The following is a 22,489-nucleotide window of genomic DNA, read 5'->3' as shown; positions in this document are numbered from 1 at the left end:
GAATGTGACGTCGCCATCGCCAGCAAGCCGGCTCCTACAGGGTGTATAGCGCTGGCTGATGTGCATCCATCCGCTGAATGTTGCTCATCACAGGAATAAATTTCAAAAATGCGCGGTGGCTGACTATGGTGAGGGCTGTCTTTGGATCGCCAACAAGAGAACAAGAGATGAGCCAGACACCGTTCAACATTCAGCGCGCCGCCGTGATCGGCGCGGGCACCATGGGCCGTGGCATTGTCATGTGCCTGGCCAACGCCGGCGTGGCGGTGCAATGGGTCGATAACAATCCGCAGATGCTTGAGCAGGCTCTGGTTGCCGTGGCCGACACCTACGCCCACAGCGTGCGACAGGCGCGTATTGATCAGGCCGAGGCCGACGCCCGCATCGCCCGAATCACGGCAGCGGCCAATTATGCGGCCATCCGTGACGTCGACCTGGTCATCGAAGCAGTTTACGAAAACCTCGAACTCAAGCAGTCAATCTTCCGCGAACTGGATGGCTTGCTCAAACCTGAAGCGATTCTGGCGAGCAACACTTCCGCGCTGGACATCGACGCCATCGCTGCCGTTACACGCCGTCCGCAACAAGTCCTGGGCCTGCACTTTTTCAGCCCGGCGCACATCATGAAACTGCTCGAAATCGTCCGTGGCGCCCAGACGGCTCCGGCGGTACTTGAGGCAGCCCTGGCGCTGGGCAAGCGCATGGGCAAGGTCAGCGTGGTGGCGGGCAACTGCGACGGATTTATTGGCAATCGCATGCTCAATACCTATGTGCTGGAAGCGCGCAAAATGTTGCTGGAGGGCGCTTATCCGTATCAGGTGGATGCGGCGCTGCAAGGTTTTGGTTTCGCCATGGGGCCGTTCCGCATGTTCGACGTAGTGGGTGTCGACCTGCAGTGGCGCGCCCGGCAACTCTCGGGTGTGGGGCAGGATGCGCCAGAGGTTCAGGTGGATAACCGTCTGTGTGAGCTGGGTCGTTTCGGCCAGAAGAGCGGCAACGGTTTTTACCACTATGAGCCGGGCAGTCGTCAGGCTGAGCACGATCCGCAGGTCGATGCGCTGGTGCTGGAGGTCAGCGAAAAGCTGGGGTTCCATCGCCGTGAGGTCAGCACGGAGGAAATCCTCGAGCGCTGCTTGCTGGCGCTGGTCAACGAAGGCGCGAAAATCCTGCAGGAAGGGATCGCCGGATCGGCCCACGACATCGATCTGGTGTACCTCAACGGTTACGGGTTCCCGGCGGACAAGGGCGGGCCGATGGCCTGGGCGGATCAGCAGGGGCTGGCGGATATTCACCAGCGTCTGTTGGCGTTGGAGACGCGCCAGGGTGATCACTGGAGTCCGGCGCGGTTGATCGGGGAGTTGGCGGCGGTGGGTAAGGGATTCGCTGACCAGTAAACTCCACTCGAAATCATGAAAGGAGCCCATTGATGCCCCAACGCAGCGAATACCCGCACTTCCAGCCCATCACCACGCGCTGGCATGACAACGACGCCTACGGCCACGTCAACAACGTGACCTATTACAGCTTCTTCGACACAGCGGTAAACACTTACCTGATCGAGGTCGGTGGTCTGGATATCCATGACGGCGAAGTGGTGGGGTTCGTGGTGAGCTCAGCTTGTGATTACTTTGCTTCCATCGCGTTTCCGGACCGGATCGAGATCGGTTTGCGGGTCGGCAAGCTGGGTAACAGTTCGGTGCAGTACGAGTTGGCGGTGTTCAGGCAGGGAGAGGACGAGGCCTGTGCAGCGGGGCGCTTTGTGCATGTGTTTGTCGACCGCGCTTCGAATCAGCCGGTGGCGATTCCGCCCGGCTTGCGCGGCGCACTGGAGCGTCTGGTGGTGTGACGCAGGCAAAAAAAATCGCAGCCCTCGGGCTGCGATTTTTTCACTGCTCAGTGAGCCTGTTACGGCCTCAATGACGGTGGCGGTAGTATTTCTTGTGATGCTTGCGATGGCCATAGGCATGACCTCGACCCGGGTGGCCGTCACGGTAGTAGCGACGATCATCACGGCCGCGATAGGAATGACGATCATCGTCGTCATCATCGCTCTTGTTGCCCATGTAGTTACCCAGCGCACCACCGGCGCCGCCGCCTGCTGCGGAGCCGATCAGGCTGCCAGTGGTGCCGCCCACGCTGCGGCCGACCACGTTACCGCCTGCTGCGCCCAATGCACCACCGATGGCGGCTTCGCCACGGCTGCGTTTGTCTGCGCCAACGGCGCTACCACCCGCGCCACCCAGGGCCGCGCCGATGGTGGAACCTGTATTGCCGCCAATGGACTGACCGACGACCGAGCCCAAAACCCCGCCCAATGCGCCGCCCACACCTGCTTCGGTGGTGCCGCCGGCAGAAGCGATGCCACTGACCAGGCCAAGGGACAACAAGAGAATCGAGGAGAACTTCATAGAGGAACCTCAAGGGGATGACGGCGCGATCCTGAGGCTGTGTCAGAGGTGTGACAATCGAAATCCGACGAGTAACACGACTTAAGCACATTTCTATAAGTTGCTGTTTTTTGGGCGGAACTTAACCGTTTTTCGCCGGTCTTTTATTACTTCGCAAAGGCTGTTTTCATTAGAAAACGGCCTTTTTTGTGGGCGATTGGAAAGTTTTCGTCAATGCTGAAACATGTGTTGAATCCGTCTATCGCCATCGCGAGCAAGCTTGCTTCTACAGGGATGTGTATCGAACACAAATGATGTGACCAACAAAAAAATCTGTAGGAGCGAGCTTGCTCGCGAGAGGGCCAGAACTAACGATGCATTACGCCGACCTGGCCATGATCAAGCCGGTCTCACTCGCCGCTTCCAAGCGGATCGCCACGAACTTCGACGTCGGCGTATGGCTGCCGTCCCCGGTGCTTTCCAGCGGCACCAGCGGGTTCACTTCCGGGTAGTAAGCCGCCGCTTGCCCAGCCGGAATATCAAACGCCAGCAGCGTGAAACCTTTCACCCGACGTTCAATGCCATCGTCCCACAGCGAAACGATGTCGGCCTTTTGCCCCGGCTTGAAGCCCAGGCGAATGATGTCGGCTTCGTTGACGAACAGCACATCCCGCTGCCCCTTCACGCCGCGATAACGATCATTGAGGCCATAAATCGTGGTGTTGTACTGATCGTGGGAGCGCATCGATTGCATGATCAGGTCCGGCACCACGCCCGTGGAGCGGGTGCGCTCGTGTACCAGATCCTTGGGCAAAAGGTTCGGCTTGAAATTGGCCCGGCCTGATGGAGTGTTCCACTTGCGCGCGCCGGCGCTGTTGCCGAGGTAGAAGCCGCCCGGGTTCTTGATCTTCTCGTTGAAGTCTTTAAAGCTCGGAAGGGTGTCGGCGATCAGCTCGCGAATGCGGCGGTAGTCGCCCACCAGCCAGTTCCAGTCCACCGGATGGCTGCCCAGCGTCGCAGCGGCGATTCCGGCGAGGATCGCGGGCTCAGAGCGCATCTGGTTCGACAGCGGCTCCAGTTGACCGTTGGACGCATGCACCATGCTGAACGAGTCCTCCACAGTCACCGCTTGCGGGCCTTCGGTCTGCCGGTCGATGTCGGTACGGCCCAGGCACGGCAGGATCAGCGCGTCTTTGCCGTGAGCCAAATGGCTGCGGTTGAGCTTGGTGCTGATCTGCACGGTCAGGTCGCAATTGCTCAGGGCCTGGAAGGTCCGTGAGCTGTCCGGGGTGGCTTGGGCGAAGTTACCGCCCAGGGCGATGAACACTTTCGCCCGGCCTTCAGCCATGGCGTGGATCGCCTCGACCACGTTGTGGCCATTTTTACGCGGCACCTTGAACTGGAAGCGCCGCTCCAGCGCATCGAGGAACGCCACCGGCGGACGTTCGTTGATGCCCATGGTCCGGTCGCCCTGCACGTTACTGTGGCCACGCACCGGGCACAGGCCCGCGCCCGGTCGGCCGATGTTGCCGCGCAGCAGCATCAGGTTGGCGATTTCCTGGATGGTCGCCACCGAGTGGCGGTGCTGGGTGATGCCCATCGCCCAGCACATGATGACGTTCTTGCCTTTGGCGTACATCCGCGCCGCTTGTTCGATTTCGACAAGGGGCAGGCCGGACTGCTCGACGATTTGGTCCCACGGGGTGTCGTCGATGACCGCCAGGTAATCCAGCACGTTGACGCTGTGTTCGTTGAGGAAGTCGTGATCGAACACCGCCGGGGCGCCAGCCTTCTGGGCGTCGCGTTCCCATTGCAGCAGGAACTTGGCCATGCCGCGCATGATCGCCATGTCACCGCCCAGTGCAGGGCGGAAGTACGCGGTGTTGGTCGCTTTGAAACCGTTGGTGAGCATTTCGATAGGGTGCTGCGGATGCTGGAAACGCTCCAGGCCGCGCTCTTTCAGCGGGTTGATGCACACCACTTGCGCGCCGCGTTTCACGGCTTCGCGCAGCGGCTCGAGCATCCGCGGGTGGTTGGTGCCGGGGTTCTGGCCCCAGACGAAAATCGCATCGGCGTGTTCGAAGTCATCGAAGGTCACGGTGCCTTTGCCGACACCGACGCTTTGCGACAACGCGACACCGCTGGCCTCGTGGCACATGTTCGAGCAGTCAGGGAAATTGTTGGTGCCATAGGCGCGTACAAACAACTGATAGAGAAACGCCGCCTCGTTGCTGGCGCGACCCGAGGTATAGAACTCGGCCTGATCCGGGCTCGACAAGCCTTTCAGGTGTTTGGCGATCAGCGCAAACGCGTCGTCCCAACTGATGGGTTGGTAGCGATCGGTTTCGGCGTTGTAGCTCAACGGCTCGGTCAGGCGGCCCTGGTATTCGAGCCAGTAGTCGCTCTGCTCCAGCAACGACGTGACGCTGTGCCTGGCGAAGAACTTGCCGTCGACCCGGCGCTTGGTCGCTTCCCAGTTCACCGCTTTGGCGCCGTTCTCGCAGAACGCCACCATGCCGGCTTCATTGGAATCGCCCCAGGCGCAACCCGGGCAGTCGAAACCGCCGTTCTTGTTGGTCTTGAGCATCATGCGCAGGTTTTTCAGCGCGTTGTCGCTGGTGAGCCAGGCTTGGGCGACGCTGATCAGTGCGCCCCAACCACCGGCCGGACCTTTGTAGGGTTTGTAGCGAGGAACGGGTGTCTGGTCGGCTTGACGGTGTTGACTCACGCTTGATTCTCCAAAGCCGGGCTGTAGACCCGTGGCGCATTTTTCTGTGGCAGATGGATGAGATTGAGGTTGTGGCGACGGGCCCATTGCACGGCAAGGCCCGTGGGCGACGACAGGCTGACCAGGGTCTGGATGCCGGCGCGCAAGACTTTCTGGATCAATTCGAGGCTGCAACGGCTGGTGACAATCGCCAGGCCGCCAGCGGTCGAAATGTTTTGGCGGACCAGGCCGCCGATCAATTTGTCGAGGGCGTTGTGCCGGCCAATGTCTTCACGGCCGAGCAACAATTGGCCTTGGTCATTCATGAACACCGCCGCATGCACCGCCCCGCAATGCTGGCCCAGCGGCTGGAACGCGCCGATGCGCTGGCGCAGGCCGTCGAGCCATTCGGCGGGCGGCAGCGGGGCGCCGGGCAGGACTTTGAGGTCCGGCAGCGCCTGTTCGACCGCTTCCACGCCGCAGAGCCCGCAACCGCTGGTGCCGGCCAGTTGCCGACGCTGCAGCTTGAGGTTCCAGAATGCGCGATTGGCAATGGTCACTTGCGCGTATTGCGCTGACCCTGAGCCGCTCAGTTGCAGGTCATAAATATCCGTGGCGTCCTCGATGATGCCGCTGCCCAGGCTGAAGCCGACGATGAAGTCTTCAAGGTCGGTAGGCGTGACCAGCATCACGGCCTGGCTGATGCCGTTGTAGGCAATGGCCAGCGCGACTTCCTCGGCCAGCGCGGTGCTGTCCGATTCCGAATATTCGAGGTTGCTGTAGCGGTACGTCTGGCTGGCGGCGGGCGCGGGCGTTTCGAGGGCGGGCGCCGCGCAGGAGGGGCGCTTGACGTTCATGGCATCACCGACGGATTGATCAGCTTTAAGACTAGGCGCGGCAAGTTGTCGCGTCTAATCGCTATTACTGATCTACCGATAGATGCCGTCGATCAAGCGCCCATCAGCGATTGTTGATAAATCGCGAAACAGGCTTCCGCCAGCGCTGATCGCGGTGCGCTGCGACGCATGATCAACCCCAGCCGGCCCAGCGTTTGGGCATTTTCGATCGGTTGCAGGCGCAAGTGCTCGGTAAGGCCTTCGAGACCGCCCTCCAATGGCATCACGGCGCAACACAGGCCGCCGTGCACAGCTTGTAACAGTTGATGCACGGCATCGGTTTGCAACAAGGGCTGCGGAGTGAGGCCGCGGCTGTGGAAGTTGTGGTCGATGGACTGACGGAAGTGCATGCCGCTGGTGAGCATGCCCAGCGGCAGCTCGATCAACGATTCCCAGCTCAAGGGCGCGTCGCCAAAGCTGAAGAAACGCTGATCGTAGAGCAGGCCCATGCGGGTTTCGCTGAAGGTCAGCGAGTCGAAGTGTTCGCCGTCCAGACGCTCCAGGTAGGAAACCCCGAGATCGATACGGTTGTTCGCCAGTTGTTCGAGGATCTGTTCGGAGCTGAGCGCCGACAGCTCAAAGCGCAGGTTCGGGTGTTCGGCATGCAGCCGTTGCAGCAGTGGCAGCGGATCGAAGCTCGACAGCGGCACCACACCCAAACGCAGCGTGCCGACCAGATTGCCGCGACAGGCCGCCGCCTCGGCGTACAGGCCGTCGTAGGCGGCCAGCACGGTACGCGCCCAGGCCAGTACGCGTTCGCCCGGCGCGGTGAAGCCCTCGAAGCGTTGCCCGCGATTGACCAGTGGCAGGTCGAGCTCTTCTTCAAGGCTGCGCAGGCGCATGGACAGCGTCGGCTGGGTGATGTGGCAGCGCGCGGCGGCTTGCCCGAAGTGCCGGGTTTCGTCGAGAGCGATGAGGAATTTCAGCTGCTTGATGTCCATCTTCGCTCCAGAGGTCGGGAAGGTTTGGATTCTATCGCAAGCGGGGTCATTGGTCGGGTTGGATTCGCAAGTGTCGGCGGTGGTCTAGGCTTTTGCGTCTGGAACCCGAAACCCAAGGAGAGCGAAACAATGAGCCTGTTCAGTTTTCTGAAAGAAGCCGGTGAAAAAATCCTCGACGCATTGACGCCGGACAAGGCCGAAGCCAACAGCGAGGCGTTGACCAAGCATGTGCAGAGTGCGTTGACGGGAATCGACACTTCCAAGATTCAGGTCAAGGTCGAGGGCGATAAGGTCATCGCCAGCGGCGAAGCGAATACGCAGGAAGAGAAGGAGAAAATCCTCCTGGCCCTGGGCAATGTGGCAGGTGTCAGCGGTGTTGAAGACCAGATCACCGTTACTGGACCTGTGGTCGTGGCCGCGAAGTTCGTCGTGGTCGAGAAGGGCGACACCTTGAGCGCCATTTCCCTGCGTGTGTATGGCGATGCCAACAAGTATCAGAAAATCTTCGAAGCCAACAAACCGATGCTCAAGGATGTGAACAAGATCTATCCAGGGCAGTCGTTGCGTATTCCTGAATAACACGACACCTGTGGCGAGGGAGCTTGCTCCCGCTGGAGTGCGAAGCACTCCCAATCCGGCCAATGCGTTCTATCTAATAGATCGCGTCAGTTGAATTGCGACTGCTGCGCAGCCGAGCGGGAGCAAGCTCCCTCGCCACAATGACGTGTCGGATTTAAAGCCCGGTAATGAGCTCCCGATAATCCCCCACCGCCGCAAACTCAGCCGTGTCCCTCGGCCCTTGGCGGCTGTCCGGCTCTTTCACGGCCAGCAAATGCGCCACCCCAAAATTTCGCGCGCTGCGCAGAATCGAGAGGGTGTCATCAATGAACAGGCTGCGCGTCGGATCGAAGTCGATATCCGCCTGCAAAGCATCCCAGAACTGCGGGTTTTCCTTGGGGAAGCCGTAATCGTGGGAGCTGATCAAGCGCTCGAAGTACGGCGCCAGTTCGATTTTTTCCAGTTTCAATGACAGCGAATCGCGGTGTGCGTTGGTGATCAGCACCACGCGTTTGCCTGCCTGTTTGATCGCCGCCAGGAACGTGTCCGCGTCCGGGCGCAGGGCGATCAAATGAGCGGTTTCCAGTTTCAGGTCGCGCACCGACAGTTTCAGCTCGGCGCTCCAGAAATCCAGGCAGTACCACTGCAACTGGCCGGCATTGCGTTCGAATAACGGCTGCAACTCCATCTCGGCCATGGCCCGACTCACGCCGTGCAGGTCTGCATAGCGCTGGGGCAAATGTTCCAGCCAGAAATGGTTATCGAAATGCAGGTCCAGCAGCGTGCCATCCATATCCAGCAGAACGGTGTCGATGTCGCGCCAGGGCAGCAGGGACATAAAAAACTTCTCCAGCGGTAAAAAAGATATCCGAGGTAAACAATCAGGATAGGCCGGGTATAGTAACGCGTTCACGCCAAGGAGCCGCTCATGCGCCAGAAACCCACCATCCTCGCCCGCGAGATTGTCGCCACCAGCCGTTTATTCTGCGTCGAAGAACTGAAACTGCGCTTTTCCAATGGCGTGGAGCGCACCTATGAGCGCTTGGTCGGCAAAGGCGCAGGCTATGGCGCGGTGATGATCGTGGCGATGCTCGATGCCGATCACGCGGTGTTGGTCGAGGAGTATTGCGGTGGCACCGACGCGTACGAGTTGTCACTGCCAAAGGGCCTCATCGAGCCCGGCGAAGACGTGCTGGCGGCAGCTGATCGTGAGCTCAAGGAAGAAGCCGGTTTTGGCGCGCGGCAATTGGAGCATTTGACCGAGTTGTCGTTGTCGCCCGGTTACATGAGCCAGAAAATCCAGGTGGTGCTGGCCACCGATCTTTACGAAGAGCGCCTGGAGGGAGACGAGCCAGAGCCGATGGGCCTGGGCAAAGTCAACCTGCGCGAGTTGTCGGCGTTGGCGCAAAACCCGCAATTCACCGAGGGCCGTGCCTTGGCGGCGCTGTATCTGGCCCGTGATCTGCTGACTCAGCGAGGGGTGTTCCTGCCATGAATTTCCCGCATCCCTTGATGGCACCCGTGGTTGAACTGGCCTTGAAGGCCGGCGAAGCGATCCTGCCGTTCTGGCGTACCGGCACAGCGGTGACGGCCAAATCGGATGACTCGCCTGTCACGGCCGCAGACCTGGCGGCTCATCATCTGATTCTTGCCGGGCTGACGGCGCTGGACCCAAGCATTCCGGTGCTGTCCGAGGAAGACGCCAACATCCCCCAGAGCGTGCGTGCCGGATGGCAGCGCTGGTGGCTGGTCGATCCGCTTGATGGCACCAAGGAGTTCATTTCCGGCAGTGAAGAATTCACCGTCAATATTGCGCTGATCGAAAACGGCCAGGTGGTGTTCGGCGTGGTGTCGATGCCGACCAATGGGCGCTTCTATGTCGGCGGTGCCGGGCTCGGCGCATGGCGTGGCGATCAAGGTGGTACGCCGGTGGCGATTCAGGTGCGGGATGCGTTGGCGCCTGGTCAGTCGTTCACCGTGGTCGCCAGTCGCCGCCATTCCAGCCCGGAGCAGGAGCGCTTGTTGGCCGGGTTGAGTGCCAGCCTTGGCGAGCTGCAACTGGCCAATATCGGCAGCTCGCTGAAGTTTTGTTTGTTGGCCGAAGGCGCAGCGGATTGTTATCCGCGTTTGGCGCCGACTTCGCAGTGGGACACGGCGGCGGCTCAGGGTGTGCTGGAAGGCGCGGGCGGAGAGGTGCTGGATTTGAGCGGCGCGCCGTTCTGTTATCCGGCGCGGGAGTCGCTGTTGAATGAGTTCTTTCTGGCGTTGCCGGCGAAGGCCGCGTGGCGCGAGCAGTTGCTGGAACTCGCGCGTTCCTGAGGTTCATACCTGTTTGTGGCGAGGGAGCTTGCTCCCGCTCGGCTGCGCAGCAGCCGTAAACAACGGAAATGGGGCCGCTTCGCGACCCGGCGGGAGCAAGCTCCCTCGCCACAGGGTTTTTCATTTCCCGCCAGTTTAGCGGTGCAATACAAATTGCCCGGTAAACCGCACAGCATCCTCATCACGGCCTTCATTGACGACCCGAGTATGCAACGTCAATCGCGCTCGGCTGTAGCGCTGGAACGTGGTCAGGAATTTCTTCCAGATCACCGGATCCGGCGCCTGGCAGATCGCGTTGGCGTCGCCCGTTACCGGCAGCGGATAGCTGATTTGCCCTTCCTGAATCACGATGTGCCCGTCGGTGATGCCTTCTTCCTTCAAGCGCAAATGCAGCCAGCCCCAACCCGCCAGCACGGCGCCGCAATACAGGCTGCCGCCGAACATGGTGCTCTTGTGGTTGACGTTGGCGTCCAGCGGCAAGAGCAGGCGCAGTTGCTGGTCGTGCCAGTCGAGCACCTTGAGGCCCATGTCCCGGGTGAGGGGGATGTCATGGTGGAGGACCGATTCCAGTTGACGACTTTCGCGGCTCATTCAGGACCTCTTATTGGCAGTTGATGATGGGACGGCGGCTCAATCGAGGTCGTCGGTGTGGCTGGCGGCACCGCTGTCGGCGAAGCTCAGCCCGTGTTTGCGCAGTTTGTCGTGCAAGGTCTTGCGCGGGATGCCAAGGGCTTCGGCAACGCTACGCACCGAGCTGTGCGAGCGTGCCAGTTCAGCGGCAATCAGGCTTTTCTCGAAGTTTTCCACCTGCTCGCTCAGCCCGCCGCTGACCTGTTCCATCACAGTGCCGGCAGCGCCTTGCGCCTCGTTGTTATCCAGCGCCAGTTCCAGGCCGAGGGCGAAGCGTTCGGCGGCGTTTTGCAGTTCGCGCACATTGCCCGGCCAGGTGTGGCGCAGCAGCAGCGCGCGTTGCCCCGGTTGCAATTCGTGAGGTGGCAAGCCATGGCGGGCGCTGGCCTCATCGGCGAAGTGCTGGAACAGCACCAGCGCATCTTCGCCACGCTCGCGCAACGGTGGAATGCGCAGTGGCGCGACGTTCAAGCGGTAATACAAGTCAGCGCGGAAGCGGCCCTGATCGGCGGACTGTCGCAGGTCTTCCTTGGTGGCGGCGATGATGCGGATGTCCAGCGGGATCAGTTGATTGCCGCCCAGGCGTTCGACCACACGCTCTTGCAGCAAGCGCAGCAGTTTCACTTGCACATCCAGGCTCATGCTTTCGATTTCATCGAGGAACAAAGTACCGCCGTTGGCGAATTCGAACTTGCCGATGCGGCGCTTTTGCGCGCCGGTGAAAGCCCCGGGTTCATGGCCGAACAGTTCGCTTTCGACCACTGATTCGGCCAACGCTCCGGCGTTGATCGCCACGAACGGACCGTTACGCCGGCTGGATAAATCATGCAGCGCTCGCGCGACGACTTCCTTGCCGGCGCCGGTTTCGCCGAGGATCAGCACGTCAGCCTTGGTCGCCGCCAACGCGCCGATCTGCTCACGCAGGCGCAACATCGACGACGATTGCCCGACCAGCCGGGTGCTCAGTTCATTGCGGTCGCTCAGGGCCAGACGCAGGCTGCGGTTATCCAGCACCAATCGACGCAGGGCCAGGGCGCGGTGCACGCTGTCGAGCAGGGCATCGCTGGCGAAGGGTTTTTCCAGAAAGTCATAAGCCCCGGCGCGCATGGCTTGCACCGCCAGCGGCACATCGCCGTGACCGGTGATCAGCAGCACCGGCAGCTCCGGGTCCTGGGCGTGCAGTTCAGTCAACAGTTCGAGACCGTCCATGCCCGGCATGCGAATGTCGCTGACCACCACACCGGGCCAGTCACGCTCCAACTGCCCGGCCAGGCCTTTGGCCTCGGCCAGCGGCAAAATTTTCAGGCCGGCCAGATCGAGGGTCTGGCTCAAGGCCTGGCGCAGGTGGGGATCGTCGTCGATCAACACGACCTGAATGCGATTGTCGATGGTCATGCACTTCGGTCCTCGGACGGTTGCAGGCTCACACCCGGTGCGCCTGCGCGTAGCTTCAGGGTAATCAGCGCGCCGCCCTCCTTGTGGTTGGCGAACGACAGTTCACCACCGAAGGCGCGCATCAGGGTCTCGCAAATCGCCAGCCCCAGGCCAAGGCCCTGGGTGCGGGTCTTGGTGGTGTAGAAGGGCTCGCTGGCGCGACCGAGGGCTTCCATGCAAAAGCCGGGGCCGTTGTCGCGAATGTACAGGTTGACGCCATCGGCGGTGGTTTGGGCACTCAGCCAGAGTTTGCGCGGCGGGCCTTTTTCCGTGAGGGCATCGAGGGCGTTGGCCAGCAGGTTGCCAAGCACTTGGCGCAAGCGGGTTTCGCCGGCCTCGACCCACAACGTCGCGGCAGGCAGGTCGCGGATCAACTCGACTTCCATGCTGCGTCGACGCTTGGCCAGCAGGGCCAGGGCATCGTCGAGCGCCGGTTGCAGGGCGACGCTTTCCGGCGCGTGGCGATCGCGACGGGCGAAGGCCCGCAAGTGAGCGATGATCGACGCCATGCGCCCGGTCAGTTCGCTGATCAGCTTGAGGTTGCCGCGCGCGTCGTCGGTGCGTTGGTGGTCGAGCAGCACTTCGGCGTTTTCCGCGTAGCTGCGGATGGCCGCCAACGGTTGATTGAGTTCGTGGCTGATGCTCGCCGACATGGTCCCCAACGCCGAGAGCTTGCCAGCCTGCACCAGATCATCCTGGGCGCGTACAAGGTCTTGCTGAGCCTGCTCGCGCTCCAGCACTTCCTGTTTCAGTCGACGGTTGAGGCCTTCCAGGTCGCTGGTCCGTTCGGCCACCCGGCCTTCCAGTTCGCGTCGGGCCTTGGCCTCGAAGGCGATCCGCTCCAGGTAATGGCGGCGCCGCTGCATCATCAGGCCGAGCAACAGCATCACGACCAGCAGCGTGGCGCCACCGATGGCGACCACGGTCCGTACCGGGCGGTCGATCAAGGTGCGCGGGGCGAGGATGCTGACGTTCCAGCCGGTTTCCGCAATCGGTTGGGTCTGGGTCAGCCAGGCGTTCGGATTGAGTTTCAGCGGTCGCGGATCTCGGGTCGGGTAGGGCTGGATCGCGCTGATCGCCTTGCGCTCGTCTTCGCTCAGCGGTCGGGTTGCGCGAAAGCGCCATTCTGGCCGTGAAGTGATGATGACCACGCCGTTGTGATCGGTGAGCAACAGTTGCTCCGGGGTTTTGCCCCAGAGGCTTTCGGTGTGGTCGAGGTCGACCTTGACCACCAGCACACCGGTGATTTTCTCGCCGTTGCGCACCGCTGCGGCGAAGAAGTAGCCGCGTTTGGCCGAGGTGGTGCCCAGCCCGAAGAAGCGCCCCAGGCGCCCGGCCATGGCTTCGCTGAAGTACGGACGGAAGGAGAAATTGCGGCCGACGAAACTGTCGTGTTTGTCCCAGTTCGAGGCCGCGAGCGTCTTGCCCGTGGTGTCCATCAGGTACATGACTTCAGCGCCGGTCTGGGCGCTGATGTTTTTCAGCAGGCGGTTAGCGTTGCCTTGGCTGACGCTGTCGTCCGGGGCTCCGAGCACGGCGCGCAGGGCTGGCAGGTCGCCAAGAATCTGGGGCAACACTTCGTAGCGGTGCAAGGTGCCCAGCAGGTTGGCGACGTACAGGTCGAGGGTCTGGCGGTTTTGCCCGGCCAGTTCGCTGCGGTAGTAGCGTTCGGCCAAATGCTCGAGCGGCCACAACAACGGCGCCAGGCACAGTGCGAGCAGGGCCAGGCTGCGCCAGCGGGGTCTGCGGGGGAGGGTCGGAGTCATGAGCATCGAACGCCTGTGGATATCGACGCATTATGCCTAGGCAAAGACGTCGGCGTCCTTGAAGAGTGCAGCGTCCTGATCCCGGGCCGACAGTTGTGGTGCGCTGTCCAGCGCCCAGTCGATGGCCAGGTCCGGATCGTCCCAGCGGATGCTGCGTTCGGCGCTCGGGTTGTAATAGTCGGTAACCTTGTAAAGGCATTCGGCAAATTCGCTCAACGCCACCAGGCCATGGGCGAAGCCTTCGGGAATCCACAGTTGGCGGCGGTTGTCGGCGGACAATCGCACGGCGGTCCACTTGCCGAAGTGGGGCGAGCTACGACGGATGTCCACGGCCACGTCGAGCATTTCGCCAGCGACCACACGGACCAGTTTGCCCTGGGTGTTTTGCAGCTGGTAATGCAGGCCGCGAAGCACGCCTTTCTTCGAGTGGGAGTGGTTGTCCTGGACAAACGTCGGGGCCAGCCCCGTTGCTTGCTGGAAAGCCCGGGTATTGAAACTCTCGAAAAAAAAGCCGCGTTCATCCCCCATGACGGTGGGTTCAATGATCAGCACACCGGGCAGGTCGGTGGTGACGGCTTTCATGGCGTTCTCCAGCAGTGGATGGTGATAGCTGACATTCTTGCGCATGGGGCCGATCGAAGCGAGGGGTGGGGGTTGCGTATCGCCCCGAGCAGTGGCGATATAGGCGCCTGACAAAATTTCCGAGGTCGTTGTATGCCGCTCGCCACGTTGATTCATCGCGCCAGTTTGCCCAGCCCGCAAGTGTCTGCGGAGCAAGCACTTGAGCTGTTGCAGGAGCATTACGGACTGAGCGGCAGATTGCAGGCCCTGGGCAGCCAGCAGGACCTCAACTACCGCGTCGACAGTGAGCAGGGCCGTTTTGTCCTGAAAATCTGTCGCGGCGACTACTCGGCCCTGGAACTGCAGGCCCAGCATGCCGGGCTCAAGCATTTGGCGGCGCACCCTGATGTGCACGTGCCTCGGGTGATTGCGGCGAAGAATGGCGCGGATCTGCTCTCGTTGAATGTCGCCGGCCAAGCGGTCCATGTGCGCCTGCTGGATTACATCGAAGGCCAGTCGCTGACGCACCTCGAGTACTTCAACCCCACGGTGGTGGCCGGTTTCGGTCGCTTGTGCGGCGAGATGGACCTGGCGCTGGCGGATTTCGACCATCCCGGGCTGGAGCGCACGCTGCAATGGGACGCGCGCCATGCGCAGGCCCTGATCGCGCATTTGTTGCCGGTCATCCAGGACGACAACCAACGCCGGTTGATCGCCGAAGCCGCCGAACAGGCGCAACGCCATCTGCAACCTTTGGAAAGCAAGCTGCCGGTGCAAGCCATCCACATGGACATCACCGACGACAACGTGGTGTGGCAGCGTGATGCCCAGCGCCATTGGCAGTTGCAAGGGGTGATTGATTTCGGCGATCTGATACGCACCTGGCGCATCACTGATTTGTCGGTGACCTGCGCGGCGTTGTTGCATCACGGTGAAGGTGATCCGTTCTGCATTCTGCCGGCGGTGCAGGCGTATCACGCGGTGAATCCGCTGACCCATGAGGAATTGCTGGCGCTGTGGCCGCTGATCGTCGCCCGTGCCGCGGTGTTGGTGCTCAGCGGCGAGCAGCAGGTCAGCATCGATCCGGGCAACACCTACAGCCGCGATAACCTGAGCCACGAGTGGGAGATTTTCCGCGTGGCGACTTCGGTGCCGCTGGCGCTGATGGAAGCCGCAATCCTGACGGCGGTTGGCCAGAGCCTTCCGGACATTGGCAGCGAAGGTTTTGCACCGTTGCTGCCGAGTCTGGTCGGACGGGAATTTGCCTTGATCGATCTGGGCGTCCTCAGCCCGCACTTCGAGGCCGGTAACTGGGAGCAGGAGGGCACCGATCAGCGATTGCTCGATGAAGCCGCCGCCCTTCACGGTTTGGCGGCCAGTCGTTACGGGCAATACCGGTTGTCCCGCACCCGGCCGGACAGCGCCACCGAGCCGGACACGTGCCCGTTGCACGTCGAATTGCGGGTGCCCGCGGGTACGACGGTCGAGGCGCCATTTGCCGGCGTGGTTCACCAGCCGTTGCAAGGAGGGCTGCAACTCGACGGTCCGCAACTGAGCGTGCGGCTCTGGGGTGTAACGCCGTCCCTGCATGCCGGTGCGGCGCTGGTCAAAGGCCAGGTGCTGGGCGCGGTCAGTGGTCCGCTGATCGTGCAGTTGTGCCGAGGCTCTTCGTTCAGTGCACCGTTGTTTTGCAGCCCGTCGCGAGCGGCGGCCTGGCAAGCGTTGTGCCCGTCACCGGCCGCGTTGCTGGGGCTGGCCTGTGATGCCGAACAAGAGCTCGACTCGCAGACCCTGCTGGCCCGGCGTGACGCCAGTTTCGCCCGCACGCAAAAACACTATTACGTCGACCCGCCGCGTATCGAGCGTGGCTGGCGCAATCACCTGATCGACATGCAGGGCCGCTCATACCTCGACATGCTCAACAACGTCGCGGTGCTGGGTCACGGTCATCCGCGCATGGCGGCGGTCGTCAGCCGCCAGTGGTCGCTACTGAACACCAACTCGCGGTTCAACTACGCCGCCGTGGCCGAGTTTTCCGAGCGTTTGCTGAAACTGGCGCCGGACTCCATGGACCGCGTGTTCCTGGTCAACAGCGGCAGCGAGGCCAACGACCTGGCGATCCGCTTGGCGTGGGCCTACAGCGGCGGGCGCGACATGCTCAGCGTGCTTGAGGCCTATCACGGCTGGACCGTGGGCGCGGACGCGGTATCGACGTCGATTGCCGACAACCCCAAAGCCTTGAGCAGCCGCCCGGACTGGGTGCATCCGGTGACCGCCCCGAACACCTATCGCGGTGAATTCCGTGGCCCGGACAGCGCGCCGGACTACGTGCGCAGCGTTGAACACAACCTGGCAAAAATCGCCGAACAGAAACGCCAATTGGCCGGTTTCATTTGCGAGCCGGTGTATGGCAATGCCGGTGGCATCTCGCTGCCGCCGGGTTATTTGCAGCAGGTGTACGCCCTGGTTCGCGCTCGGGGCGGTGTGTGTATCGCCGACGAAGTGCAGGTCGGTTACGGGCGCATGGGCCATTTCTTCTGGGGTTTCGAAGAGCAGGGCGTGGTACCGGACATCATCACCATGGCCAAGGGCATGGGCAACGGCCAGCCACTGGGCGCCGTGATCACTCGCCGGGAAATCGCCGAGGCCTTGGAGGCCGAGGGCTATTTCTTCTCGTCGGCTGGCGGCAGTCCGGTCAGTTGCCAGGTCGGCATGGCGGTGCTGGATGTGATGGAAGAAGAAAAGCTCTGGGAAAACGCCCAGGTCGTTGGCGGCTACTTCAAAGAGCGTCTAGAAGCGCTGATCGATATTCATCCGTTAGTCGGTGCGGTGCATGGTTCCGGGTTTTATCTGGGCGTCGAGCTGATCCGCAACCGCGACACCCTGGAACCCGCCACCGAAGAAACCACGGCGCTGTGCGATCGCTTGCGTGAACTGGGGATTTTCATGCAGCCAACCGGTGATTACCTCAACGTGCTGAAGATCAAACCGCCGATGGTGACCTCGCGCCAGAGTGTGGATTTCTTCGTCGACATGCTTTCTAAGGTGCTGTCGGAAGGCCTGTAAACCCAATCCTTGTAGGGGCAAGCGTGCTCGCGATTCCGGTGTTTCAGTCAAGAATTCTGTGACTGACACAACCTCATCACGAGCACGCTCGCTCCCACAGGAATAGCGGTCTTAACTCGATTGTTATCGGTAATTTTTGCGTAATTTTAGATGTAAGGCATATTTATCGCTTTGAAAGCCGATTTTTATCGGATATAAAGTCGCCATTGCCAGGGTGTGGCCGAACCACGCCCGAACGTCACGCACTTGCCCGGAGATGATCCATGAGCCGTATCGTTACCGTCGCCGCCACGCAGATGGCCTGTTCCTGGGACCTGGAAGGCAACATCGAAGTTGCCGAGCGGCTGGTCCGCGAAGCCGCCGCTAAAGGGGCACAGATCATCCTGATCCAGGAGCTGTTCGAGGCGCCGTACTTCTGCCAGAAGCCCGACCCGGATTACCTGCAACTGGCCACGACGGTGGAAGACAACGTCGCGATCAAGCACTTCCAGAAAGTCGCCAGGGAACTGCAAGTGGTACTGCCAATCAGCTTCTACGAGCTGGCGGGCCGCGCGCGCTTCAACAGCATCGCGATCATCGACGCCGACGGCAGCAACCTCGGTATTTATCGTAAAAGCCACATCCCGGACGGTCCTGGCTACCACGAGAAGTACTACTTCAACCCGGGCGATACCGGCTTCAAAGTGTGGGACACCCGCTACGCCAAAATCGGTGTGGGCATCTGCTGGGACCAGTGGTTCCCGGAAGCCGCGCGCAGCATGGCGCTGCAAGGCGCGGAAATTCTGTTCTACCCGACCGCCATCGGCAGCGAGCCACACGACAAGACCATTTCGTCCCGCGATCACTGGCAGCGTGTGCAGCAGGGCCATGCTGGTGCCAACCTGATGCCGTTGATCGCCAGCAACCGGATCGGCAATGAAGAGCAGGACGGCTACGACATCACCTTCTACGGCTCCTCGTTTATCGCCAACCAGTTCGGCGAGAAGGTGCAAGAACTCAACGAGACGGAAGAGGGCGTACTGGTCCACAGCTTCGACCTCGACAAACTCGAACACACACGCAGCGCATGGGGTTCCTTCCGCGACCGCCGTCCGAACCTGTATGGTGCTATCAAAACCCTCGACGGATCCCTGGAGTCCTGACTGCCATGACCACTTTGAACAGCACCCCTCGCGCAGATGGCTTCTACATGCCGGCCGAGTGGGCCCCGCAAACCCAGACCTGGATGATCTGGCCCGAGCGCCCGGACAACTGGCGCCTGGGCGGCAAACCGGCGCAAGCCGCGCACGTGGCGGTGGCCAAGGCCATTGCCCGTTTCGAACCGGTAACCGTGGCGGTGTCCGCCGGCCAGTACGAAAACGCCCGGGCTCGCCTGGACGTGCCGAATATCCGCGTTGTCGAGATGTCCAGCGACGATGCCTGGGTTCGTGATACCGGCCCGACGTTTGTCATCAATAACAAGGGCGAAGTCCGGGGCGTGAACTGGGACTTCAACTCCTGGGGCGGTTTTGACGGTGGCCTGTATTCGCCGTGGAACCGTGACTCGCAAGTGGGCGGCAAGATCTGTGAGATCGAACGCAGCCCGCGTTATCGCACCGAAGGCTTTGTGCTCGAAGGTGGCTCGATCCACGTCGACGGCGAAGGCACGCTGATCACCACCGAAGAATGCCTGCTCAACCGCAATCGCAATCCGCACATGAACCGTGCAGAAATCGAAGCGATGCTGAGCGCGAATTTGTCTGTGGATAAAATCATCTGGCTGCCGGACGGTTTGTTTAACGACGAAACCGATGGTCATGTGGATAACTTCTGCTGCTACGTGCGCCCGGGCGAAGTGCTGCTGGCCTGGACCGATGATCCGCAAGATCCGAACTACCCGCGCTGCCAGGCGGCCATGAAAGTGCTGGAAAGCAGCACTGACGCCAAAGGTCGCCCGTTCACGGTGCACAAAATGCCGATTCCGGGGCCGCTGTACGCGACCGAAGAAGAATGCGCCGGTGTCGATCCAGTGGATGGCACCCAGGAGCGTAATCCGTCAGTACGCCTGGCCGGTTCCTACGTGAACTTCCTGATCGTCAACGGCGGCATCATTGCCCCGAGTTTCGATGACCCGTTTGATGGTCCGGCAAAAGAAATTTTGCAGAACCTGTTCCCGCAGCACGAAGTGGTCATGGTGCCGGGCCGCGAATTGTTACTGGGTGGCGGCAATATCCACTGCCTTACCCAACAACAGCCAGCGCCGCACAAAGAGTGAGTGCAGTTGTAACAGCTTGAGTCGATTACTAAATCAACTCAGGCAAACGTTTTCGCGTGATGCCATGCCCCAAGCCCGCAGCCTTTAAGGACTGCGGGCTTTTTTGTATCCGCTGGTCGACAATCCCGACACATTGGCATAGCTCTTGTATTGCTCAGGGGGAGAAACAGGGAGGGGGAGAACTTAGTTGTTCTGTCATAAACCTTGGATAAGTTAGCCGCTCACAAACCGGGAGAGAGCGCTGAAATGAACGCCGAAGTGAATGTGATGAGCGAGCGGGCAACGCATCCCCTGGCGGTAAACAGCGAATCGCTCCAGATTCTGGCGCACTGGTTCAAGTCCAATGGAACGCGTCCGATCAGTGAAACTGATCCGCGCCGGACGATGATCGAGCGCTACCCCGCTGGTTTGTTCAGCGAGGCGGAACTGGATGCGTTGTGGGATGTGATGGAAGGATAGGAAGAAAAACAAAGGATTGATCAAGAAAAAGCGCTGCCGGGAAGGCGGCGCTTTTTTTTGCTTGTTCGTTCCTGCGCTCCGCGAGGGAACGATCACACCCCTGTAGTAGCCGGCTGAGCTGGCGATAGCGGTGTAATGAGTTGATTTTCAGTGTTTAGAAGCTGTAGGTCCCCGTCACAACCAGACTGCGCGGCGCCCCCGGCTGAATCTGCGCCGCACTGGTTGCCGACGAGTAATACGTCTTGTCGGTGATGTTGTTCAACGCCGCGCGCAAGTCCCAGTCCTTATGGCGAAACCCGGCCAATGCATCCCAACGGCCATAACCCGGTAGCACCGTGGTGTTGAGGTTGTCTGCATAACGGTCACCGACCAGGGTCAGTCCGGTTTCGGCGTACCAGCCCATCTCCGGTTTCCAGGTCAGGAACACGCTGCCGTTGTGCTTGGCCACGTTACTGATGCGCTTGCCTTCAAACCCGTTGTTGTCCTTTTCAACCGTTGCGTCCTGCACGCCCACGCCGCCACGCATGTACCAGTTGCCAGCAATCTTGCCAGTAGCAGTCAGCTCAATCCCGCGGGAACGTTGCAAGCCGGAGAGCAGGGTAATGGTCGGGTTATTCGGATCGCTGGTGCGGCGGTTGTAGAGTTCCAGTTCGTAGATCGCCAGCGTGGTGCTCAGGCGATCATCGAGCCAGTCGCTCTTCACGCCGATTTCCTTTTGTTTGGTCAGCTCTGGGCTCAGGTCGTTGCTGTTACCGGCTGCACCCGGCGTGATGCCGATCAAACCGCCACCGACCGGCGAGAACGTCTTCGACCAGGATGCGTAGAAGGAATGATTGTGCAACGGCGTCCAGACCAGTCCTACGCGCGGGCTGGTGCTGTGGCTGTCACGGTCTTCGGAAATGTCGCGCAGCTTGTTAGTCGACTCAATGTCGAAGGTGTCGTAACGCAAGCCACCGAGCAATTGCCATTGATCGTTCAGGCGCAGTTGATCTTGCACATACACCGCACGGCTTTCGACCTCGGTGTGGGAGCTGCTTGATACCTGCATGCGGCCGGTGTGGCGCAAATCGCGGTTGGGGTTGTTCAGGTCCAGCGCCGGCACTGGCGAGCTGCCCGGCCCGGAAGTGGCGGCGGTGTACAGGGTCGGATCGCGACGCTGGCTACCGATCTCGATGCCGGTCAGCAGGCGATGCTCCAGGCCGAAGGTATCGAACCCGCCTTCCAGCTCAACGTTGTTGTAGACGTTGCGGGTGGTCAGGTCCTGTTGCCAGCGCTGGCGCGTAACCCGGTTAGTCGGCGGGGTGTAGCCGGTCAGGTAGGTGTTGTCGAAATCACTGTCGAGCTTGAACACACCCAGGGTCTGGCGCAGCTGCCAGTTTTCGTTGATGTCGTAACTGAGTTTCGAGCGCAGGGATTGCGACTTGTCATCGATGAAATCGTGCTCGCTGCCGTAGGTCGTATCGCGTCCTACATCCGCCGGACGACCATTCACACCCGGTATACCGCGATCCGGCGTGCGGTTGTAGCGGCTGTACTCGTATTGCACCAGCCAGCTCAGGTCGGGGGTCAGTTGCCAGCTCATCGAGGGGGCGAACAACTGGCGATTGCCGCTCACGCCATCGCGGAAGCTGTTCTGGTCCATGTTGCCCATGTTCAGGCGCAGGCTGATGTCCTCGGAAGGGTCGGTGCTGAGGTCGGCGTAAAGGCTGCGCAGATCATCGCTGCCGCCTTGGGCTTCGATGGTTGAGCGACGGCCGAATTCCGGGAGCTTGCTTACCCGGTTGACGATCCCGCCCTGGCTACCACGGCCATACAACACTGCGGCCGGGCCTTTGAGGACATCGATGCGCTCGATGTTATGCAAGTCGCGCATGTACTGGCTGTCGTCGCGAATGCCGTCCAGATAAAAGTCGTTGCTGGCGTCGAAGCCGCGGATGCGCAGGCTGTCGAAGCGGGTGTCGGCGCCGCTGCTGACGTTGGGAATGCCGCTCAGTGCAGTGCCGAGATCATTGGTGCCGTAATCCGCGACGTTAGCGGTTTTAATCGAGTCGATGGCCTGCGGCACATACCGCACCGGCGTGCTGGTACGGGTTGCCGTATTGGTTTCCTTGACGCGCGGGTCATCGGCTTCCACTTCGGCGCTGATGGCGGTGGCAGGCAATGTGGTAGGGGCAGCGTAGGAAAAACCGGCAGACAGCAAGGCAGAAAGCCCCAGGCTATAGGGCGAAATACGAAAAGGGGCAGGCATTGAAGAGCGCATCCGTAGGATTTTTAGGCTATGGCGTTTCGGGCGCTAATGGTAATGCTTGCTATTTGCTTTCGTTAATTGTTCTTGAGTAGTTCCACGGAGTGATTGTTGCCAATTGTGTCTACGTTGACACGAAAGTGGATTGCCAGTGGTTTGGTCTCCAGAAATCACCCGAATCAGTGCGCCAAAATTGACTTGAGAAATGCCACGCGATTGATTGTTTCTGCCACTGCAAGCAAATTCTTAGACGATTTTCGCCTAAT

Annotated in this window: 19 protein-coding genes; 9 read left to right on the top strand and 10 right to left on the bottom strand. The window is 60.9% G+C overall.

What is annotated here, in order from left to right:
- Positions 1–167 precede the first annotated feature (167 nt).
- Together KHO07_RS27540 and KHO07_RS27535 are read left to right on the top strand one after the other, a co-directional pair.
- On the top strand, positions 168–1,394 hold the full coding sequence (locus tag KHO07_RS27540) for a 3-hydroxyacyl-CoA dehydrogenase (protein WP_212626041.1): 1,227 nt from the start codon (positions 168–170) through the stop codon (positions 1,392–1,394).
- A 32-nt stretch (positions 1,395–1,426) separates the two neighbouring features.
- Positions 1,427–1,846: a thioesterase family protein gene (locus KHO07_RS27535; RefSeq protein ID WP_150735930.1), complete on the top strand. Its 420-nt coding sequence runs from the start codon at positions 1,427–1,429 to the stop codon at positions 1,844–1,846.
- 67 nt (positions 1,847–1,913) lie between these two features.
- Here KHO07_RS27535 and KHO07_RS27530 read toward each other — a convergent pair whose 3' ends face one another.
- From KHO07_RS27530 to KHO07_RS27515, 4 genes are all read right to left on the bottom strand, one after another.
- Positions 1,914–2,408 (bottom strand): glycine zipper domain-containing protein, encoded by a 495-nt coding sequence (locus KHO07_RS27530; protein ID WP_150735929.1) that lies wholly within the window; start codon positions 2,406–2,408, stop codon positions 1,914–1,916.
- A gap of 358 nt (positions 2,409–2,766) precedes the next feature.
- Complete coding sequence (locus tag KHO07_RS27525) at positions 2,767–5,115, bottom strand: FdhF/YdeP family oxidoreductase (RefSeq protein ID WP_150735928.1); 2,349 nt, start codon at positions 5,113–5,115, stop codon at positions 2,767–2,769.
- The gene (gene fdhD / locus KHO07_RS27520) at positions 5,112–5,951 is read right to left on the bottom strand and encodes a formate dehydrogenase accessory sulfurtransferase FdhD (RefSeq protein WP_212626040.1); all 840 of its coding nucleotides are present in this window, start codon (positions 5,949–5,951) and stop codon (positions 5,112–5,114) included. The genes KHO07_RS27525 and fdhD overlap by 4 nt, the downstream gene beginning before the upstream one ends.
- Positions 5,952–6,043: 92 nt before the next feature.
- On the bottom strand, positions 6,044–6,931 hold the full coding sequence (locus KHO07_RS27515) for a LysR family transcriptional regulator (RefSeq protein ID WP_212626039.1): 888 nt from the start codon (positions 6,929–6,931) through the stop codon (positions 6,044–6,046).
- 129 nt (positions 6,932–7,060) lie between these two features.
- On the opposite strand from KHO07_RS27515, the gene lysM reads away from it, so the two are divergent.
- The gene (gene lysM / locus KHO07_RS27510) at positions 7,061–7,510 is read left to right on the top strand and encodes a peptidoglycan-binding protein LysM (protein WP_150735925.1); all 450 of its coding nucleotides are present in this window, start codon (positions 7,061–7,063) and stop codon (positions 7,508–7,510) included.
- A gap of 154 nt (positions 7,511–7,664) precedes the next feature.
- On the opposite strand, the gene yrfG is transcribed toward lysM, so the two are convergent.
- Positions 7,665–8,327 carry a GMP/IMP nucleotidase gene (gene yrfG / locus KHO07_RS27505; RefSeq protein WP_212626038.1) on the bottom strand — a complete coding sequence of 221 codons (663 nt, stop codon included), beginning with the start codon at positions 8,325–8,327 and terminating at the stop codon, positions 7,665–7,667.
- Positions 8,328–8,417: 90 nt separating this feature from the next.
- On the opposite strand from yrfG, the gene nudE reads away from it, so the two are divergent.
- Together nudE and cysQ are read left to right on the top strand one after the other, a co-directional pair.
- On the top strand, positions 8,418–8,984 hold the full coding sequence (nudE, locus tag KHO07_RS27500) for an ADP compounds hydrolase NudE (protein WP_150735923.1): 567 nt from the start codon (positions 8,418–8,420) through the stop codon (positions 8,982–8,984).
- Positions 8,981–9,808: a 3'(2'),5'-bisphosphate nucleotidase CysQ gene (cysQ, locus tag KHO07_RS27495; protein ID WP_212626037.1), complete on the top strand. Its 828-nt coding sequence runs from the start codon at positions 8,981–8,983 to the stop codon at positions 9,806–9,808. The genes nudE and cysQ overlap by 4 nt, the downstream gene beginning before the upstream one ends.
- A 135-nt stretch (positions 9,809–9,943) precedes the next feature.
- On the opposite strand, the gene KHO07_RS27490 is transcribed toward cysQ, so the two are convergent.
- The 4 genes from KHO07_RS27490 to rfbC are packed head-to-tail and all read right to left on the bottom strand — an operon-like array spanning position 9,944 to position 14,220.
- Positions 9,944–10,399 (bottom strand): YiiD C-terminal domain-containing protein, encoded by a 456-nt coding sequence (locus KHO07_RS27490; protein ID WP_212626036.1) that lies wholly within the window; start codon positions 10,397–10,399, stop codon positions 9,944–9,946.
- Positions 10,400–10,438: 39 nt separating this feature from the next.
- On the bottom strand, positions 10,439–11,833 hold the full coding sequence (locus KHO07_RS27485) for a sigma-54 dependent transcriptional regulator (protein WP_150735920.1): 1,395 nt from the start codon (positions 11,831–11,833) through the stop codon (positions 10,439–10,441).
- Complete coding sequence (locus KHO07_RS27480; RefSeq protein ID WP_212626035.1) at positions 11,830–13,638, bottom strand: ATP-binding protein; 1,809 nt, start codon at positions 13,636–13,638, stop codon at positions 11,830–11,832. Before KHO07_RS27480 ends, KHO07_RS27485 begins: the two co-directional genes overlap by 4 nt.
- 36 nt (positions 13,639–13,674) lie before the next feature.
- A complete protein-coding gene (gene rfbC / locus KHO07_RS27475; RefSeq protein WP_150736013.1) occupies positions 13,675–14,220 on the bottom strand; it encodes a dTDP-4-dehydrorhamnose 3,5-epimerase in 546 nt (181 codons plus the stop codon).
- Positions 14,221–14,352: 132 nt separating this feature from the next.
- On the opposite strand from rfbC, the gene KHO07_RS27470 reads away from it, so the two are divergent.
- The 4 genes from KHO07_RS27470 (at position 14,353) to KHO07_RS27455 (ending at position 19,978) form a co-directional block, all read left to right on the top strand.
- Complete coding sequence (locus KHO07_RS27470) at positions 14,353–17,265, top strand: aminotransferase (protein WP_212626034.1); 2,913 nt, start codon at positions 14,353–14,355, stop codon at positions 17,263–17,265.
- A 263-nt stretch (positions 17,266–17,528) separates the two neighbouring features.
- Complete coding sequence (aguB, locus tag KHO07_RS27465; RefSeq protein ID WP_150735917.1) at positions 17,529–18,407, top strand: N-carbamoylputrescine amidase; 879 nt, start codon at positions 17,529–17,531, stop codon at positions 18,405–18,407.
- 5 nt (positions 18,408–18,412) lie between these two features.
- The gene (gene aguA / locus KHO07_RS27460; RefSeq protein ID WP_212626033.1) at positions 18,413–19,519 is read left to right on the top strand and encodes an agmatine deiminase; all 1,107 of its coding nucleotides are present in this window, start codon (positions 18,413–18,415) and stop codon (positions 19,517–19,519) included.
- A 246-nt stretch (positions 19,520–19,765) separates the two neighbouring features.
- On the top strand, positions 19,766–19,978 hold the full coding sequence (locus tag KHO07_RS27455) for a hypothetical protein (protein ID WP_150735915.1): 213 nt from the start codon (positions 19,766–19,768) through the stop codon (positions 19,976–19,978).
- Positions 19,979–20,132: 154 nt separating this feature from the next.
- Here KHO07_RS27455 and KHO07_RS27450 read toward each other — a convergent pair whose 3' ends face one another.
- On the bottom strand, positions 20,133–22,226 hold the full coding sequence (locus tag KHO07_RS27450) for a TonB-dependent siderophore receptor (protein ID WP_212626032.1): 2,094 nt from the start codon (positions 22,224–22,226) through the stop codon (positions 20,133–20,135).
- Between the last annotated feature and the right edge of the window lie 263 nt (positions 22,227–22,489).

This window comes from Pseudomonas sp. PP3 (assembly GCF_905336995.1).
In the GTDB taxonomy this organism is placed as follows: domain Bacteria; phylum Pseudomonadota; class Gammaproteobacteria; order Pseudomonadales; family Pseudomonadaceae; genus Aquipseudomonas; species Aquipseudomonas reinekei.
The sequence above is the reverse complement of the archived record's forward strand: the minus strand, read 5'-3'. Positions and strand labels throughout refer to the sequence as shown.